We start from the raw sequence: 18,328 nt of genomic DNA on the forward strand, positions 1-18,328 counted from the left end.
ACTAATTAAATGCTAAATTAAAATTCACTGCTTTTAATAGGTCACTTTCACGCTCTAGATCGGCGACTAATAAAGGTCGCTGCTCTTCCAAATTGGGTTCGGCTAAATAGAGCATTAGACTATTTTCGCGGGCTTTGAGGCGCTCTATTTTAACAGTTACTACATCACGAGCGCGATGCAATAATACCGAAAGCCTTAAGATCACTACTAAATACAGCGCAGTTTGATATTCTTTAGGATCTAATAAACCAAATAACTTAGTAGAAAGTTTACTGCGATGCATACGCACTAAAGTACTGAGCCAGTGTTGTTCTTCCGTAGAAAAGCCAGGCAGGTCGACATTATCTAGTAAATAAGCCCCATGCTTTTGATGGCTTTCGTGTGAAATAATTAAACCAATTTCATGTAACTCAGCCGCCCAATTAAGCAAGTCCTGTACCTGATTAGGTAATTTCCAATCATCACGGCAACGCTGGAATAAATGTTCAGCTGTTTGACGCACCGCTGCCGCTTGCTGAAGATCAATACTAAAACGACTTTGCAAGGCTTTCACGGCTGCTATACGAATATCGCCGGGCTTGGAGCGCTGTAAACGATCATAGACTAGCCCTTCACGTAAAGCCCAATCAGATACCTGCATTTTAGTAATGCCGAGCGATTCAAACACAGCAATCAAAATTGCCAAGCCACCTGCAAAAACAGGTTTACGCTCATCACTTAAACCTGCTAGACGTAGTTTTTCACTATAGACCGCATCAATCATGCGATCCCGCAACGCATAAAGATGCTCTAGCGTAATATGAAACGGTGATAAACCATTTTGTTGAACTACTTTTTGTACGGTACGAATAGTACCTGAAGCACCATTCGCTGTTTCCCAACCGAGGCTTTGATAATTTTGCCGAATAGGGACTAAAGGTAGATGAGCATAACGAATCGCGCGTTTAAAGGATTGGCTATCAAAGCGCCCATCAGGGAAAAACTGTTCAGTCATACTGACACAGCCCATCTTTAAACTTTCTAAGTACAAGGCATCCAAACCACGCCCAATAATGAGCTCGGTACTACCTCCGCCAATATCCATCACAAAGCGATTGCCATTAGTGGTTTCATTTTCAAAGAAATGCGCCACCCCTAGATAAATTAGCCGCGCCTCTTCATGACCACTAATAATCGCTATAGGGTGTCCCAAGGCGATTTCCGCTTGCCGAATAAAATCACGGGCTTGACTCGCTTGTCTTAGCGTATTCGTGCCCACGGCAATCACGCGCTCAGAATTCAAGCCACGTAAGCGTTCACCAAAACGCTGCAAACACGCCAAAGCACGCTGTTGTGCATCTAAAGATAAATTATTATCAGCATCTAACCCACTCCCTAGCCGCACACTCTCGCGCAAACGATCTACGACTTTAATATGACCGTCTGGAAAAGGCTTAACCACAATCATATGAAAGCTATTAGAACCTAAATCGATTGCTGCTAAATGCTGACCGCTGAACATAGTTACAATGCCATAATTGCGTCGACCTCAACTCCCGCACCACGCGGTAAAGCTGCCACTCCAATCGCAGCACGTGCAGGATAAGGAGCATTAAAATATTGCTGCATCACTTCATTGACCTTGGCAAAATTTCCTAAATCGGTGAGAAATACATGTACTTTAACGCAATTATCTAAGGAACCACCCGCCGCTTCTGCTACCGCCACGAGGTTTTTAAACACTTGATGAGCTTGTGCCACAATATCACCCTCGACCATAGTCATAGTGACCGGATCGAGCGGAATCTGACCGGATAAGAACACTAAATCACCTACCTTCACTGCTTGTGAATAGGGACCAATAGCAGCAGGGGCGTTTTTAGATTCAATAATAGTTTTTTGCATTTAAAAATTGCTTCCTTCGCTCAAACGTTTTACTTCAGTAATATGGGGAATATGCTTTAATTGACGCACTACTTTTTCAGTCTGCTCCAAATTATGCACCCATAATACCCACTCAGTTTCCTTGATATAAGCATCACCGCTCGTATGAATATCTTCAATATTGACATTCTGCTGCGCTAAGGTCGAGGTAATTTGCCGTAATACCCCGACCACATTATGTGCGTAAGTTTTAATACCCACTTTATACAACTGATCTGGTTTTTGCTCTGACCAATCAATTTCCATAATATCGGGTGAATTTACCTTTGCATGTAATACTGCACAGTGCTGACGATGTACGACTAATCCGGTAGTAGCATCTAAATATCCCTCAATCGCATCTCCGGGCACAGGCAAACAACACGGTGCAAAATGCGTAATCAAACCTTGTGCCCCTTCAATACTTAAACTATCCGGCTTAGTACTTAACTCATTAGTATCTGTCTGGTCTTCACTCAAACGTCTAGCAATCAAAGCGGCTGAATATTCTTTCTTACCAATCGCACACAAGAGCATGGATAAGTTAGTCAGTGACAGGGCACTTAGCAAATTAGCCAAACGGGTAGGATCAATAGTGTCAATGGTTAAGTGCAGTGGTCTTAAGGCTTTAGCCAATAATATCGAACCTAAACGGCAAAACTCTTCCGCCGTTTGCTGGCGCTGCCAATTACGTAAGGCGGCTCGTGCACGCGGCGTCACGACATGATCTAACCAGCTCAGTTGCGGTAATGCTTTGCGGTCAGTCAGAATTTTAATAGTAGCACCATTGGGTATCTTGGTACGCAACGGCATTTCAATACCATCGATTAATCCCGCCACCCCGTGATCACCTACATCGGTATGAATCGAATAGGCAAAATCAATTAACGTTGCACCGCGTGGAAATTCTTTAATCTCACCTTGGGGCGTAAAGGCATAAACCTCTGACAGGAATAAGGCGCTTTGAATATAGTTATGAAACTCAAGAGGATTTTCAGCAAAACTGGATAATTCACGTACTTGCTCTAACCAACGCTCTACCGCTTGCTCAGCGATTTTACCATTACCGCGCTGATTCATTTCAGGGTGACGCCAAGCAGCCGCTATACCGTACTGAGATACTTGGAACATATCGCGGGTTTGAATCTGCACCCGTAGCATATTGTCTAGCGACTCATCATTAGAACGATAGACACAAGTTTGTAAGGCTTGAAACCCGTAGGTTTGATGCGGATGGGCAATATAATCGCTGATTCCACCCAATTTAGGGCGATATAACGAGTGCACTAAACCTAAAGCGCGATAACACTCCTCGACCGTACCCACCACAATACGGATTTCCATAATCTTTTTTTGATCTTTAAAATTGCCCTCACCGCGCTTAATCCGTTCATAGACGCGATACAGGTTTTTCTCCCACATAAACACATTGACACTAGGAATGGGGTCTTGGAGAGTTGTGGTGATGTTTTTGACTATGGCATCGTGCTGATCTTTGTGTGCCTTCATATAGGCATCGAGCGAATCCTGTAGTATAACCGAGCGCCACGGATGCATATTGCGAAAGGCTAGTAGCTGCATTTCGCGCCGAATCACATTCAGCCCCATGCGCTGCGCTAGAGGGACATAGACGGCAATCGTTTCCTTAGCAATACGCCGCCGCGACGCTAAAGATTGATACTCTAGGGTGCGCAAATTGTGCAGTCTGTCCGCCAACTTGACTAATACCACTCGATAATCATCCGCAAAGTATTCCATCATCTTGCGAAAACTCGCAATGACGGCATCTTGCTTAGATTCAAAATTACGCTTATCGAGTTTGGTTACACCATCGACTAAATCGGCGACCACTGGATTAGTCAGACGTGCAATATCTTCAACCGTGTAGGGAGTATCTTCAACTACATCATGTAGTAAGGCAGCGCAGAGTGTATCCGCATCTACCCGCATACCCGCTAATAGGATAGCAACACTCAAAGGATGGGTAATATAAAGTTCACCCGACTTACGAGTGACACCTTGATGCGCAAGATCAGCAAGCTTATAGGCATTATGTACCCGCTCAATATCAGCGGGCATCATATAACGCTCGATCAAATGCATTAGCTCATCCAGCAAAAAGATAGGGTCAGACATCATAATCCCATACCTATTGATTTTAGCTAAAGCTATTGAAAATCAGATAACGCTTAGAAACGAATACGAGGAGTATAATCTTTATTCATATTGTAATGATCTAAATGCCCCTCAGCGATTTCACGTAATGCTATCACCGTGGGCTTATCTCCCATTTCCTCTACCAAAGGTTGCGCACCATTAGAGATAGCATGCGCCCGATGAGCTGCTTTTAAAACCAGCTCAAAGCTATTTTCAACCTTACCTAAGCAATCTTCTACTGTTACACGCGCCATGTTTGGAAACCCCATTATCTATAACTATTTACAGTAATCTTTCATTATAACCAGCTAGGATAAAAAAAGACTACTACAGTCACATTTTAGCATGCCTCTATACATGCACTCAGCCCCCCTAACTTCAATAAGACCAATGGCTTAATATTTAAGGCGAGCATAATAAGTTTTTTGGGCGGCTTCCCGTGCTTGGCGTAGAGTGTAAATACCTTGCTCTGCCAACAAGGGAATCATACGTAAAAACACCTCAGCCGTGACCATAGCATCACCCATAGCCGTATGTCGCCCTAAGATGGTGATATTAAACCGTTCTGCAATAGCCTCTAAACGATGTGAGGCTTGATTAGGATGCAATACCGCTGAAAGCAGTAGCGTATCCAGTACCGGCTGCTCAAACACTATCCCGGTGCTTTGCTCTTTTAATTGCAAAAAGCGCATATCAAATGCAGCATTATGCGCCACTAAGACGGTATCTTTAGCAAACGCATGGAAGGCCGGTAACACCTTATCAATAGTCGGCTGCCCCTTGACCATTTCCGGTTGAATGCCATGAATAGGAATAGACTCTGGCGGAATTTTACGTTTAGGATCGACTAACTGCTCAAAACCTTCATTTTGCAGCAATTTGCCATTTAAAATGCGCATAGCACCAATTTGAATAATCTCATCACCTTGTGCCGGATTGAGACCGGTCGTTTCGGTATCAAATACGGTATACGCTAGCTCAGCTAATGTGCAGTCCTCTAAGGAACGTGATTGCTCAGTCGATTGGAACAAATCAAAATCATAATATTCTGGACGGCTTTCAGTCTTGAGCAGAGCAGCATTATCTAATTGCTCTTGGGGACTAGCGAGGGGCAAAACAAAACGGAAGAATACCATGCCCTTATCATTATCGCGCTCACACCATAAAGCACCACTATGACGCTCAATGACATCTTGGATGGTTAGGGACGTGCTTTCATTACCTATTTTTAAAGGTTCTACTTCCCAGCCTACCAATTGCTCAGTGCATTTAGCCTCGCCTTGCCACATTAAATCCAAATGGGCGTGATTAGCATTCGCTCCCTGTAAGCGCAACTGCATCAGCTTGACCCCAAAGCTGCTTTGCAAACGTTGGGCTAAACCTTGGAATGCCTGCATTAAGGAGAAGCTTTCTACCTTCAACCATAAGCTTTTATCGACCTCAGCCTCATCTACGGTGACACCTGTGGCATCAATACGCTTTGCTGTTGCCGCAATCAGATCAGCACCTAACATATCCTCCAAAGGCCAGCGACTCATAAAGTTTTCTGCCGAAGAGGTCTTAAGGTCTGCAATACGCTTGCTTAATGCTTGAGTTTCATCGCGTAACACGGCTAATAGACGCTCGCGCATTTCATTATCGACATCGGGATACTCTAAAACCTCTAAGGCGGCCTGCATATTCCCTAAGGCCGCACGACTCCCCTCAGTCAAACTACTCAAGGCACGATCCTTATAAGACTCGACCTCAAACTCACGGGTAATATTATCGAGCATCAGTACAAACCCCGTCATTTCCGGTTTGTCTTGAGGCGCATCGACTACGGCCCGCACCGGAGCTACCTGTACGCGTAATAATTGCCCCGAAGGTGTAGTAGTGACAAATTGTGCGGAAGGGGTTGCCGCACCGCGTTGTAAGCGGCGTTGAATATTTTCTAATGCGTGCGCTACTAAAGTACGATCAAACACCGCATAAATAGAACGTCCTAGCCCAATAATCTCGGCGCCACCTGCTACATTAGGCGCAGAAGAAAAGGTTCTAAACTGCATACGGGCGCGATTGTTATACAGCAAAATTCGCCCGTCTAAATTACACACCACCACACTTTTAGTGAGTTCTGACATCAGTGCAGCTAAGCGACTTTTTTCTAATTCAGTATTGCGGCTCGCCTCTTGTACCCGACTGTCCATTTCCTCGCGTAGTGCTTCACGCTGTTGTACTAATTGATTAAACAAATCAGTCAAGCGCCGATTCTCTATACTACCACTAGGGACAAGCTGACGTTTTACATCGGTTCCGAGCAATACCTGAGCTTCTTCACACAAACGCGCTGGAGCCGTCATAAAATAGCCTACCAACCAGCGTAAAGCCGAACCTACCGCTACTAAAGAAATCGCCCACATACCGATTAATAAAAATAAGCGTGGACCTACGGCATTCACAATCGCAGTACGCTCATTCTCAGCTAAAGTTGACCAAATTAATCCCCCCGTGACTAACAGCCACACTAAGCAAATTACCCCAATAATAGCGACACCTAAGGCTACTCGTGGGTCAAATTTTTTCATGCAGCACTCCCCAACATATCACGCACTTTTTGCACTAACTCTTTGGTGGAAAATGGTTTAAGCATGTAATCATTTGCACCTAAAGCCATCCCTTTGGCAATGTCGGTATCACGACCTTTAGCAGTGAGCATTAAAATAGGCAGTTGTTGATAGGCTTCTTGGGCGCGTAATTCCTGACAGACATCAAACCCCGTTTTTTTCGGCATCATGACATCAAGGAGTAGCAAATCAGGAGTTTCATGAGTGATGTGATCTAAGGCTTCTTGACCATTATGAGCAAGCAGTACTCTGAATCCCTCACGCTTCATGAGAAATTCGAGTGAGATTAAAATGTTGGGTTCATCGTCTGCGATTAAAACTGTGCGGCTCATAGCATTCCTCCTACTATTTAGCTAGCTCTCCCACTAGCTTTTTATCTAATTCTAGGGAGAAAGAAACCAAAACAGGCTCCTTGTCCTAGCTCCGAGTGTAACCACATTTGCCCACCAAAATGCTCAATAATTTGGCGACTAATGGGTAAACCTAAACCCGTACCTTGTTGTGTACCATTATCGACTTGGCGAAACTTTTCAAACACCAGCGCCTGCTGTTCAGGTGCAATGCCAATGCCATTATCTTGTACCTCTACGGTCACACCCTCTGCGCTATCACTTAGAGTTAGCATAACTCTGCCGTGTTGAGCGGGCACAAATTTCAACGCATTGGAGAGTAAATTCAGTACGACTTGCAATAAGCGATCTGCATCGGCTTTTAAAGTCGCTACAGATTCTGGAAGTGTCAAATCTAATAATACGCCTTTTTCCTTAAAAGACGCACTCATACTGGTGGAGGCCTGCGTAATAATGGCTTTCATATCCACCTCAGTGGTATGCCATTCAGCATGACCGCCTTCGATTTTAGCCATATCTAATACTTGATTGACTAAGCGTCCTAAGCGCTCGGCTTCAGCTAAGATAATACCCATAAATTGCTCGCGTTGTTCCCACTCCATCTCAGGATCATCGAGCATTAACTCCGTTAGCGCCCGAATTGAGGTAAGCGGCGTGCGTAATTCATGGGTGACTGAGGACATAAAATCATCTTTCAAGCGGTCGAGGCTTTTTAGTTGCTCATTTGCAGCACGCAATTCAGCCGTCGCTTTTTCCAAAGATAAAGACTTTTCCTCTAAAGCCTTGGAATAAGCACGTAATTGCGAGGCTTCTTCCAAAATATGCATCACATCTTCAAGCTCTAGCGGTTCTTCCTCCACTACTGACTCAATCATGGTTCGTGCTGAAGCACTGCCTATCGCACCGGCCAGTTGGGTTTCTACAAAATGAACTAATTGCGCGTCAGCTTTTAATGATTCTAGGCTTAAGTGATGCTGCGTGGCATAACGCTTTAGCAATAACATACTGCGCTCTAAGCCTAAAAAACGCTCCATCAGGTTTACGAGATCTTGTACGCGTGCCTGACCTTGCCAAAACACTGGGGCAGAATGGGGTTTGCGTTTAAATACATCGACAAATAATAACGCTTGGCTCGCCTCCCGCGCTGAAGGCTGTCTCCACAGTGAGACACCCACGTAGGTGGCTGTGTTGAGCCACAAACTCCAAAACAGCGCATGGGTCAGGCTATCTAATCCGGTTAAGCCTAATAACTGCTCTGGTTTTAACCAAGCGATACCCAAAGGACCTTCCGTAATAAAAGCCGGATCTATCCATCCAGACTTGGCAATCGAGGGCAACATTAGGGTATAAGCCCACAAAGTAAACCCTACTAATAAACCTAACCAAGCACCACGCTCCGTACCACCTTTCCAATACATACCACCAAAAAAAGCGGGGGCAAATTGGGCTACTGCTGCAAAACTAATTAATCCAATACTCACTAAAGCATAGGCATCGCCTGCCACTTTAAAATAGATATAGCCTAGTAATAACAATAGCAAAATTGCAGCACGTCTAATCCATAATAGTAATTTGGTTAAATCATTACGCTGCTGAAGATTAAAGACGTTGGAACGTAATAAGCGCGGCATCACTAAATCATTACACACCATAGTCGCTACTGCTGTCGCCTCCACAATCACCATACCACTAGCAGCCGAAAATCCACCAATAAAAGCTAATAAGGCTAGCCACTCATAACCACTCATTAAGGGCAAAGATAAGACAAATAGATCAGGATTACCTTGCCCTATGCCAAAAATTAATAGCCCTGCTAAAGCAATGGGCATAACAAAAATATTAATCATCAGCAAATAGAGCGGAAATACCCAAGCAGCTCGTTTTAAATGACGTTCATCGGTTGATTCTACTACCATCACTTGAAATTGACGTGGTAATAAAATAACGGAAAGCATGGATAAAAAGACTAAGGAAAACCATTGAATATGTGCTAAAGGGTTAGCAGGCGTATTAAAAACAAAGAGCTTTTTTAAATTATCAAATCCTTGCGCTCGACTAAATATGTCACCTAAACCATTAAATAAATAATAAGTAACAAATATTCCTACTGCCACAAATCCTATTAGCTTAATCACTGACTCAAAAGCAATCGCTGCTACCATCCCCTCATGGCGCTCACTACTATCTAAATGCCTTGCCCCGAAAATAATGGTAAACCCTACTAAAGTAAGTGCTAAATAAAACGTGCTATCTTGCCACCAATAGGCTGAGGGCAAGGGCGAACTATTGAGGGGGGTCGTTAATAATTGATAACCACTGGCAATCGCTTTTAGCTGTAAAGCCACATAAGGAATTATGCCTATTAGGGTAATAATAGTGACCAATCCCGCTAGGCGCTGGCTTTTACCATAACGACTCGCTATAAAGTCCGCGATAGAGGTAATACGATAGGTTTTAGCAATGCGAATCATTTTACGAATCACTAACCACCCTAGTATCATGGCTAAGGTGGGTCCTAAATAAATCGGTAAGAACCAAACGCCACCATTCGCTGCCCGACCCACACTGCCAAAATAAGTCCAAGCCGTACAATAGACCGCCATAGATAAGGCATAAACCCAAGGATTATTTACCCAAGACTGTCCTTTTAAAGCGGCTCGATCAGCACTATAGGCAATGGCAAATAAAATCAGCAAGTAAGAAAAGGCAACCGTAATAACGAGGCTAGTGCTTAACATGGGCTAATCCTCATCGGGTGTGCGTTCAATAATCCACGCCAAACCCATAATCAGCGACGCCCATACTAAAAATAAACCTAAGGGAAAAACGGGAATACCCCAAAAAGCAGTCGTATGATCCCATAGTAATAGCAGTGGAAAATTTAGCAAAAAAACAGCTAATAAAAACCAGCCCACCAAACGCTGAGCTAATAAGCCTTTTAACATGCTTCTCCTCCTACTGCTTGTATAACTAAACTTTTAAATACTTGGGTATAAGTAAACCTATAGTTTTTCAAAAATAAGCTTACTCATACACCACTATTTAACTCATTAACCACCTTGGAAATGACGTTTCATAAAATCTTGTGAATTAGAAACGACTTCAAACGCATCTTTTAAATGACGCCGCTCTAAGGCTGATAAACTATCGGGTGAAAGATAATTATCTGGTTTAATACCTAATTGGATTTGGCGTGCTTGATGTTTGAGACGCACAATACTAATAAACTCTAAAGCATCTCTTAAATCACTACTCGCTGCTTGGCTCATTGCCCCTAGTTCAGCCACTGCATCAATACGTTCAAACGTGTTGGTTTGCGCTACACCATTAGCTAGGGCATAAACACGCACTAAATCAATAATAGGCACAACTCCACGTTTTTTCATATCCATGACTTTTTCGCTAGTGCCGTGCTTTTCCAAGATGAAGCCTTTAAAGAAACCTAAAGGTGGCTGGAAAGTGAGCGCATTACCGGCTAATAAGGCTTTAAATAAACTCGCTTTTTGCGTGCGGGCTAATACATCATTACGCAATTCGGTGACTAGACTCTCCTCACCCATAACCCAACGGAAATCAAAGAAAATACTGGCATTTAATAAGGCTTGTGGGTCTGGGGTTTCAATCCAATGGCGGAATTGTTCACGCCATACTTTTAAAGGCTGACGCCATTGGGGATTAGTCGCCATAATATTGCCCGGACAATAAATATAGCCACAGGTATTCATACCGTCACTGACGAATTTAGCCACTTTCGCAAAATATTCATCATGTAATTCCGGCACAAACTCATCTGAAATAACCATACCATTATCTTGGTCACTATGTGCGGTTTGCTCACGCCGTCCCATAGAACCCGCCACAATAAACGCATAGGGCACTGGCGGTAGTCCCCATTGCTCCTCAGCTAATATAATCAAGCGTCTTACAATCGCTTGTCCAATCGAACTAATCGCATGACCAATATCATAGGCAGGCAAGCCATTACGTACCATGCGCACTAGAGCTTGGGGTAAATGCGAGCTGAGACGTTGCAGAGTCTCCACATCATTAGCCGCGTGAATATCACCTACCAGAAAAACCGCATTATGGCTTTGTTGACGTAATAGGTCGGAAGCAGAGACTACTCCTAAAGGATTGCCCTCTTTATCGGTAATCGGAATATGGCGAATATTACGTCTAGCCATCATTAATAATGCTTCAGACGCTTTTTCTTCAGGAGACAACACTAAGGGCTTAGGCGTCATAATCTCAGTGATGGAGCCTTCAACGGACTGCCCCGTTGCAATCACTTTTGCTCTGAAATCTTGATCGGTGACAACACCACAGAGTTTTTGCTGGGTATCTAGTATCAGGGCAATACCGTGCTTAGCCTGCGTCATTTGCGCGGCCGTTTCACGAATAGAATGACTCATGGGCACAGATAGCGCGGGACGCATCAGTTCCGCCATTTGTAGATTGAGCAAATTATAGTCCTGCTGACTAAGGTCACGAATCGCAGCACGTAAACGCTCAGGTTTGTGTTCTGAAAAGTACTTGCGTACCTTCTCGTTTTCAGCAATTAAACGAGTAAACAGCTCCCCCGGTAGCACATAGAACAAGGTATCTTCAATGGTTTTTACATTAGAGGAAGCCATTTGGTTTGCCGTCATTAACGACCGGTAGCCAATCCAATCCCCTTCTGCAAAGCGACCATATAAAGATCCATCCTCCTTAGTAACCTCAATACCACCACTGCGAATAAAGCGCAATACATTATTGTGCTCACCGATCCGATGAATATAAGTATCGCGGGCTACATACTCTGGTTTCACTACCTGCATAATCTCGTCTAACCAATAGGCAGGGAGACCGACTAAAGGTACACTTTGGCTTAAATAATCCCGCATTTCTAATTGTTCGATGCTACTCATAAAACGCTACTCAACCTTAAAACTCTCAGCAAAAAGCTTATCACCCCTCCTATGGCTTGTAATAGCAAACCTTAACCAACTTTATGCTTTACAGCATTGAGGAAAGTCATTTAATTGCTGCACCGCAATAAAAACTACACAAGATAGGATAATACTTGGGTGGGTAGGAGTTGATTCAAGCAATTCATATGCCCTAAAGGACAAACCCGCTTGAAACAAGGGCTGCAATCAAGATTCAAACTAATAACTTGAGCTTGTGGATGCAAAGGTGGGGTAAAACTGGGATCAGTGGAGCCATAGAGTGCAATCACTGGTGTGCCTACCGCCGCTGCCATATGCATGAGTCCAGAATCATTGCTCAATACCTTAGTGCTTAAGGCTAATAAAGTGAGTGCTTCTAATAAAGTAGTCTTGCCTGCCAAGTTCCATAAATAGGGTGTATCTGGTACTTGATTAACTATTTGCTCACATACTGCTTGGTCTTTATTCGAGCCAAGCAAAATAACTTGCCAGCCTTTAGCTATCATCTGCTCAGCTACTGTAGCAAAGTAATTAGCGGGCCAACGCTTAGCCTCACCATACTCCGCCCCCGGACATAAAGCTAAGAGGGGTTGATTAGCATTGAGTTTAAATTGCTCTTGTACTTGCGCCAGTTGAGTAGGCGATAATCCAATATGCGGTGCTGAATAGTGAATCTGATGCGTATCTGGAGGGTAAGCTAAGGCTACGAAACGCTGTACCGTCATGGGCAATTGTTGTTTATCTAGCTCACGACGATCATTGAGCAGACCATAACGCAGTTCACCTTTAAAGCCAGTACGCTTAGGAATACCCGCCCAAAAAGGAATCAAAGCGGACTTGAATGAATTAGGCAGGACAATAGACCAATCATATTGGTAGGTTTTGAGCTGTTTGGCTAATTGATAACGCCCTTTAAGATTGAGTTCGCCATGCTGAAAAGGAAGCTCTAGTCCCTGATTGACTTCAGGCATTACCGCTAATAAAGGCAAACTCCACTTAGGGGCTAAAACATCAATGAGTAAACTAGGATATTGGTGTTTGAGTGCTATCAATAGACTCTGCGCCATCATCATATCGCCCACCCAAGAGGGACCTATAATCAGACAGCGCGTGGGAATCATAAGGCTCTAGTCCACTAGGCGATACAAAGTGCCACAATAAGGGCAACGACAACTGAGCTGTGCACTTTTCTCAATAGGCAAAAACACACGCGGATGAGCACACCAACCCGCTGAATCATCACGCGGACAATGTAGCGGTAACTCTGAGCGCTTAATGGCTACATCACGCTCTGTTCCTAAGCGCTCATAATCAGCAATAGAGGGAGTGCTCATATATTTACCTTAAACCAAAGTCAACCACTGACCATAACGATCATTACATTTACCTTGTACCGTATCAAAATACAGGCTTTGTAATTGTTGCGTAATAGGACCTCGGCTACCTGCACCAATGGGACGACGATCCAATTCACGAATCGGCGTTACTTCAGCCGCTGTTCCTGTAAAGAAGGCTTCATCCGCAATATACACTTCATCACGCGTAATACGCTTTTCACGTACTTCAATACCTAAATCTTTACAAAGCTGGAGAATAGTGCGGCGGGTAATACCATCCAAAGCGGAGGTTAAATCGGGTGTGTAAATAACACCTTCTTTAATTAAAAAGAAGTTCTCACCACTTCCTTCAGCTACATAGCCTTCTGGGTCTAATAATAAAGCCTCATCATAACCGTCATCTAAGGCTTCTCTTAGCGCCAGCATGGAGTTGATATAGTTACCATTGGCTTTGGCTTTACACATAGACACATTGACATGATGCCGCGTATAGGAGGAGGTTTTAATACGGATACCTTTTTCCATATTATCCGCACCTAAATAAGCACCCCACGTCCATGCTGCTACCATAGTGTGTACTTTTAGATTATCAGCGCGTAAGCCCATACCCTCAGAACCATAAAAGCACATAGGGCGTAAATAAGCCGAAGCGAGTTTATTTTCGCGCACTACTAAACGCTGAGCTTCGTTTAGTTGTTCAGCGCTAAAGCCTACTGGCATACGCATAATTTTGGCGGAATTTAATAAACGCTGGGTGTGATCTTGCAGACGGAAGATAGCGGTTCCCTCAGCCGTTTGATAGGCGCGTACCCCTTCAAATACGCCCATGCCGTAATGCAAAGTATGCGTTAATACATGGACTTTAGCTTCGCGCCAAGGTACTAACTCACCATCCAACCAAATAACGCCATCGCGGTCAGCCATCGACATGCTGCGCTCTCCCCATCATTCATTAATAATAAGGCAGTAAGCATACCATGTGGCGAATTAGTGATTCTAGAGTGCGCCCACATTTGCCCTAGAGCATCATGACTTCAAGTACTCTATAGGCTCATAGTTAGTTAACGGCAGTGTGCACGTAATAATCGGTATCACTAAAGCTTTCAAAATCAGTGCTATTAACGCCATTATAAGCCACTACTGTAGGTTGGCTTGGCGCAACGTCGGCTAAATAGGCGGTTTTATTATCACTAGAGCGACTAATATAATTTTGGGTAGGCAATTTTTGGTAATTGGTTGCATAGGTTACGGCTACCCGCTTGTTAGATTTTTTACCCTTAGCCGTCTTAGTTTTCTTTTTGGCTGTATCCACTTTTAAAGCAGCAGTTTGAAAACCTGCTTGTATATCTGCCTTGGTATCTTTGCCTACATAGTAGCTAGTTGCGTAATTAGCACCCACTTTACTATTGGATTGTGCCAAGGTTTCTAAACGATGGAACTCCTCCATTACCTTGACCACATAATTTTGGGTTTCACGGTAAGGCGGTATACCACCATGTTTATCCACCGCGCCAGGCCCTGCATTATAACCTGCAAGCGCTAAGCGTTTATTCCCATTAAAGCGTTGCAGCATTTGAGCTAGGTATTTAACTCCACCTTTAATATTATCACTAGGTTCATAGCTATTAGACACGCCCATTAATTCAGCCGTACCGGGCATCAATTGCATTAGACCTTGAGCACCTACGGGTGAGGTAGCGGTGTGATTAAAGCAAGACTCTTGGCGAATTAAGGCACGTACTAAATTTTCCTCTACCCCATACGCACGCGCATAGGCTTTAATAGTAGGTAAATGTTGCTGTGCATTACGCTCCACCTGCTGAGCTGTCCATTGACCACAGCCTCGTGGCTCTAGTGATAAGCTGGTGGGAATATAATCTGTTTGCGAGACGCCCGCAAAAGAGCCATAGTTATTAGACTGAGTAGTCGTTTTACGCCGTGCAGCGGGTGCTGGACTACCGTATTTGGCTACTAATTTAATTTTTTTGCCGACAACCTTAGTATTAGTGAGCCACTGTTTACCATCTTTATCAACATAGAGATAAATTTCTGCTTTAGCCGTTTGACTCCATAATAAGCCCATGCAGGTGGCTGCCATCACAGGAAGGCGGAAAGTGGAAAAACATGCTGTTGTTAGATTCATCATTATTGTTCGTCTGTTGTTATTTTGTTGTCAAAATAATGAGATGGATTAAAAGTCCATTGCCAGTCCTAGGCGGCATTAAAACATCTTGTCAAGCCATAAAACAATTTAACATGATGAACGGTATAATAATGAAGATTTTGTAAAAGCTTAGTTTTTAGGCTAAAAAACCTCAAACTGAACATAAGATTAACTAGCCAGATTATTTTTTTAGGTATAGAATCGTTGTTGCTAATGAGCAAAAGGTATTCATAGGGATCGTGATACCAACTTGTGGGTTTCAGTTGACACGGCTGAAACTCACATTCTCACTATCATAACCCCAGTCATTTAATGTACTAAACGTCGATTCGCCAAACTAAAAGGGGCAATCGATGCATCAAATTTAGTTCCGTCCTCGGCTAACATCTGATAACTACCTTGCATAGCCCCAATCGGTGTATCCAATACTACACCGCTGGTATAGCGAAAGCCCTCATTCGGATTCAACCTAGGTTGCTCACCCACTACGCCCTCGCCCCGTACTTGCTGCTCGTGCCCATTGGCATCGGTAATGATCCAATGCCGACTGATTAATTTAGCTGCTACCAAGCCTCGATTCACAATGGTAATCGTATAAGCAAACGCATAACGATCCCGTTCTGGCTCCGACTCGTGTTCTAGGTATTCAGTCGTTGCTGAGACTTCAATCTTATAACGCTCCGTCACAGGGCTACTCCTCTGAATTACAAGGCAAGTCGCTACAATACCACTAAATTATCGCGATGAATTAATTCAGCCGCATCTAAATAACCTAATAACTGCTCAATTGCTTTAGAAGGTTGGCGTTTAATTTTATCGGCCTCTTCACTAGCATAGTTAACTAAACCTTTAGCGATAATTTGTCCATTAGGTGCAAAACAACCCACCACATCACCGCGCTCAAAGACTCCTTCAATGCGTGTGACCCCAATCGGTAATAAGCTCTTACCTGTATTGAGGATGGCATTAACAGCCCCTTCATCTAGCCATACCTTACCACGCATTTGTAATTGGCTAGCGATCCATTGCTTACGCGCGACTAGCGGCTCTTGGTCAGCAATTAATAGGGTTCCGATAGTCTCACCCTGTTTTAAACGCTCTAATACCAAAGGCTCACGCCCTGAGGCAATGATAGTCGCACATCCTGAAGTCGCAGCCCGTTGCGCCGCTAAAACTTTGGTGCGCATTCCACCACTACCAATTAAAGTACCTGCACCCCCCGCGTAGCCTACTAAGGTCTCATCACTCGCACGCCCTAACTCAATCAACTCCGCATCAGCAAACTTACGCGGATCTTTATTATAAAGCCCCGCTTGATCCGTCAAAATAATCAACACATCGGCTTCAATCAGATTAGCTACTAATGCACCTAGGGTATCATTATCACCTAAACGAATTTCCTCATAAGCAACCGTATCATTTTCATTAATAACCGGAATCGTGCCTAAATCTACTAATTCACGTAAGGTATTACGTGCATTGAGATAGCGGCGGCGATGGGCTAAATCATCATGAGTTAGCAAGACTTGAGCCGCATGAAAGCCGTGTAATTGGAAATTTTCTTCATAAGCTTGAATCAGGCTCATTTGCCCAATCGCCGCCGCTGCTTGCTTTTGATAGAGTGCTTTAGGCTTTTCGCTCCAGCCCATACGACTCATCCCCTCAGCGACCGCACCTGAGGATACTAACACGACCTCAATGCCCTGCTTACGTAGACGCGCCATTTGCCCCGCCCAATCGGCTAAAGCGGGACGATCTAGCCCTTGACCGTCTCTGGTTAGTAAGGCACTTCCAATTTTAACTACCCAACGTTGGGTAGTGCGCATAAAATCAGCGCGTTGACTCAGCTTGCTCTGCATATTGTTCTTCTAGATACTGCATAATTTTGAAACACAATGCCTCAGTGCCCTGTGCAGTGGCGGCCGAAATCATAAAGACTTCATCCTGCCAATCTAATTCATCAATAATCGCTTCACAGTGCGCTTGGCGCTCTTCTTCGGGTATTAAATCAATCTTATTCAGTACTAACCAACGCGGTCGCTCAATCAGCTCTTCGCTGTATTGCTCTAGCTCATTTTCAATCGCTTCGACTGCATAAGCTGGTTGATGCTCTGGTTCTTCCGACATAGGTGCTACATCGACCACATGTAGTAATAAGCTAGTACGGGACAAATGCTTCAAAAATTGCAGCCCTAATCCAGCCCCCTCTGAAGCCCCCTCAATCACCCCCGGAATATCCGCCATTACAAAACTCTGTAAAGGTCCTACTTTGACTACCCCTAAATTAGGCGTCAAAGTGGTAAAGGGATAATCTGCAATTTTGGGACGTGCGGATGAAACTGCACTGATCAAGGTTGATTTACCCGCATTGGGCAAACCTAATAAGCCTACATCGGCTAATAAGCGTAACTCTAAACGTAGTTCACGTAGGTCGCCCGGAGTACCCGGCTTAGATTGGCGTGGTGCACGATTGATTGAGCTTTTATAACGGGTATTACCAAGGCCATGAAAACCACCCTTGGCGACCATTAAGCGTTGACCGACTGTGGTTAAATCACCGATGAACTCTCCCGTTTCCTCATCGTGTACCACTGTCCCCACCGGTACAGGAATTTCTTTATCCTCACCGCGTTGACCGGTCATATTGCGCCCACGTCCATTTTCACCGCGTTGCGCTTCAAAATAGCGGTCGGTACGAAAATCAACCAGAGTATTTAAACTTTTGTCGGCAACTAGATAAACGTCTCCACCATTACCACCGTCGCCCCCATTAGGACCGCCACGATCAATAAATTTCTCACGGTGAAAACTAACGCACCCATTACCACCATCACCCGCTTTAACACGGATGACTACTTCATCTACGAATTGCATAACTCAT

At 44.1% G+C, this 18,328-nt stretch carries 16 protein-coding genes; all 16 read right to left on the reverse strand.

All coding sequences use genetic code 11. The annotated features are described in order from the left end of the window. Position 1: 1 nt before the first annotated feature. The 16 genes from IPL34_RS04540 to cgtA all read right to left on the reverse strand — a co-directional run bounded on the left by IPL34_RS04540 (position 2) and on the right by cgtA (position 18,321). Positions 2 to 1,501 (reverse strand): Ppx/GppA phosphatase family protein, encoded by a 1,500-nt coding sequence (locus IPL34_RS04540; protein ID WP_296838366.1) that lies wholly within the window; start codon positions 1,499 to 1,501, stop codon positions 2 to 4. A gap of 2 nt (positions 1,502 to 1,503) precedes the next feature. Further along, positions 1,504 to 1,884 carry a RidA family protein gene (locus IPL34_RS04545; protein ID WP_296838369.1) on the reverse strand — a complete coding sequence of 127 codons (381 nt, stop codon included), beginning with the start codon at positions 1,882 to 1,884 and terminating at the stop codon, positions 1,504 to 1,506. Beyond that, entirely contained in the window at positions 1,885 to 4,041 is a 2,157-nt protein-coding gene (locus IPL34_RS04550; protein WP_296838372.1) for a RelA/SpoT family protein, read from the reverse strand. It abuts the gene before it with no gap. A 50-nt stretch (positions 4,042 to 4,091) separates the two neighbouring features. Then, entirely contained in the window at positions 4,092 to 4,313 is a 222-nt protein-coding gene (rpoZ, locus tag IPL34_RS04555) for a DNA-directed RNA polymerase subunit omega (protein WP_296838375.1), read from the reverse strand. Between the two features lie 141 nt (positions 4,314 to 4,454). After that, positions 4,455 to 6,626, reverse strand: a complete 2,172-nt coding sequence (locus IPL34_RS04560; RefSeq protein ID WP_296838378.1) for an exonuclease domain-containing protein — start codon at positions 6,624 to 6,626, stop codon at positions 4,455 to 4,457. Beyond that, positions 6,623 to 6,997, reverse strand: coding sequence for a response regulator (locus IPL34_RS04565; RefSeq protein WP_296838381.1), 375 nt, complete (start codon positions 6,995 to 6,997; stop codon positions 6,623 to 6,625). Before IPL34_RS04565 ends, IPL34_RS04560 begins: the two co-directional genes overlap by 4 nt. Positions 6,998 to 7,038: 41 nt before the next feature. After that, complete coding sequence (locus IPL34_RS04570; protein ID WP_296838384.1) at positions 7,039 to 9,753, reverse strand: sensor histidine kinase; 2,715 nt, start codon at positions 9,751 to 9,753, stop codon at positions 7,039 to 7,041. Positions 9,754 to 9,756: 3 nt separating this feature from the next. Further along, a complete protein-coding gene (locus IPL34_RS04575) occupies positions 9,757 to 9,960 on the reverse strand; it encodes a hypothetical protein (protein WP_296838386.1) in 204 nt (67 codons plus the stop codon). Between the two features lie 105 nt (positions 9,961 to 10,065). Beyond that, positions 10,066 to 11,925: a putative nucleotidyltransferase substrate binding domain-containing protein gene (locus IPL34_RS04580; protein ID WP_296838389.1), complete on the reverse strand. Its 1,860-nt coding sequence runs from the start codon at positions 11,923 to 11,925 to the stop codon at positions 10,066 to 10,068. 134 nt (positions 11,926 to 12,059) lie between these two features. Then, positions 12,060 to 13,067 carry a lipopolysaccharide heptosyltransferase II gene (gene waaF, locus IPL34_RS04585; protein ID WP_296838391.1) on the reverse strand — a complete coding sequence of 336 codons (1,008 nt, stop codon included), beginning with the start codon at positions 13,065 to 13,067 and terminating at the stop codon, positions 12,060 to 12,062. A 6-nt stretch (positions 13,068 to 13,073) separates the two neighbouring features. Next, a complete protein-coding gene (locus IPL34_RS04590; protein WP_296838393.1) occupies positions 13,074 to 13,280 on the reverse strand; it encodes a zinc-finger domain-containing protein in 207 nt (68 codons plus the stop codon). 9 nt (positions 13,281 to 13,289) lie between these two features. Then, the gene (locus IPL34_RS04595) at positions 13,290 to 14,213 is read right to left on the reverse strand and encodes a branched-chain amino acid transaminase (protein WP_296838395.1); all 924 of its coding nucleotides are present in this window, start codon (positions 14,211 to 14,213) and stop codon (positions 13,290 to 13,292) included. A gap of 127 nt (positions 14,214 to 14,340) precedes the next feature. After that, positions 14,341 to 15,429 carry a lytic transglycosylase domain-containing protein gene (locus tag IPL34_RS04600; RefSeq protein WP_296838397.1) on the reverse strand — a complete coding sequence of 363 codons (1,089 nt, stop codon included), beginning with the start codon at positions 15,427 to 15,429 and terminating at the stop codon, positions 14,341 to 14,343. Positions 15,430 to 15,756: 327 nt separating this feature from the next. Then, positions 15,757 to 16,134, reverse strand: coding sequence for a Co2+/Mg2+ efflux protein ApaG (apaG, locus tag IPL34_RS04605; RefSeq protein WP_296838400.1), 378 nt, complete (start codon positions 16,132 to 16,134; stop codon positions 15,757 to 15,759). 32 nt (positions 16,135 to 16,166) lie between these two features. Further along, on the reverse strand, positions 16,167 to 17,306 hold the full coding sequence (proB, locus tag IPL34_RS04610) for a glutamate 5-kinase (RefSeq protein WP_296838403.1): 1,140 nt from the start codon (positions 17,304 to 17,306) through the stop codon (positions 16,167 to 16,169). Continuing rightward, positions 17,278 to 18,321 carry an Obg family GTPase CgtA gene (cgtA, locus tag IPL34_RS04615; protein ID WP_296838409.1) on the reverse strand — a complete coding sequence of 348 codons (1,044 nt, stop codon included), beginning with the start codon at positions 18,319 to 18,321 and terminating at the stop codon, positions 17,278 to 17,280. Before cgtA ends, proB begins: the two co-directional genes overlap by 29 nt. Positions 18,322 to 18,328 lie beyond the last annotated feature (7 nt).

The sequence above is a fragment of the Thiofilum sp. genome (assembly GCF_016711335.1).
Classification (GTDB): domain Bacteria; phylum Pseudomonadota; class Gammaproteobacteria; order Thiotrichales; family Thiotrichaceae; genus Thiofilum.

What these genes read in the sequence shown, in the direction of transcription:
- IPL34_RS04540 (WP_296838366.1), bottom strand. Translation starts at nt 1,501, where the DNA reads ATGTTCAGCGGTCAGCATTTAGCAGCAATCGATTTAGGTTCTAATAGC.
- IPL34_RS04545 (WP_296838369.1), bottom strand. Translation starts at nt 1,884, where the DNA reads ATGCAAAAAACTATTATTGAATCTAAAAACGCCCCTGCTGCTATTGGT.
- IPL34_RS04550 (WP_296838372.1), bottom strand. Translation starts at nt 4,041, where the DNA reads ATGATGTCTGACCCTATCTTTTTGCTGGATGAGCTAATGCATTTGATC.
- rpoZ (WP_296838375.1), bottom strand. Translation starts at nt 4,313, where the DNA reads ATGGCGCGTGTAACAGTAGAAGATTGCTTAGGTAAGGTTGAAAATAGC.
- IPL34_RS04560 (WP_296838378.1), bottom strand. Translation starts at nt 6,626, where the DNA reads ATGAAAAAATTTGACCCACGAGTAGCCTTAGGTGTCGCTATTATTGGG.
- IPL34_RS04565 (WP_296838381.1), bottom strand. Translation starts at nt 6,997, where the DNA reads ATGAGCCGCACAGTTTTAATCGCAGACGATGAACCCAACATTTTAATC.
- IPL34_RS04570 (WP_296838384.1), bottom strand. Translation starts at nt 9,753, where the DNA reads ATGTTAAGCACTAGCCTCGTTATTACGGTTGCCTTTTCTTACTTGCTG.
- IPL34_RS04575 (WP_296838386.1), bottom strand. Translation starts at nt 9,960, where the DNA reads ATGTTAAAAGGCTTATTAGCTCAGCGTTTGGTGGGCTGGTTTTTATTA.
- IPL34_RS04580 (WP_296838389.1), bottom strand. Translation starts at nt 11,925, where the DNA reads ATGAGTAGCATCGAACAATTAGAAATGCGGGATTATTTAAGCCAAAGT.
- waaF (WP_296838391.1), bottom strand. Translation starts at nt 13,067, where the DNA reads ATGATTCCCACGCGCTGTCTGATTATAGGTCCCTCTTGGGTGGGCGAT.
- IPL34_RS04590 (WP_296838393.1), bottom strand. Translation starts at nt 13,280, where the DNA reads ATGAGCACTCCCTCTATTGCTGATTATGAGCGCTTAGGAACAGAGCGT.
- IPL34_RS04595 (WP_296838395.1), bottom strand. Translation starts at nt 14,213, where the DNA reads ATGTCGATGGCTGACCGCGATGGCGTTATTTGGTTGGATGGTGAGTTA.
- IPL34_RS04600 (WP_296838397.1), bottom strand. Translation starts at nt 15,429, where the DNA reads ATGATGAATCTAACAACAGCATGTTTTTCCACTTTCCGCCTTCCTGTG.
- proB (WP_296838403.1), bottom strand. Translation starts at nt 17,306, where the DNA reads ATGCAGAGCAAGCTGAGTCAACGCGCTGATTTTATGCGCACTACCCAA.
- cgtA (WP_296838409.1), bottom strand. Translation starts at nt 18,321, where the DNA reads ATGCAATTCGTAGATGAAGTAGTCATCCGTGTTAAAGCGGGTGATGGT.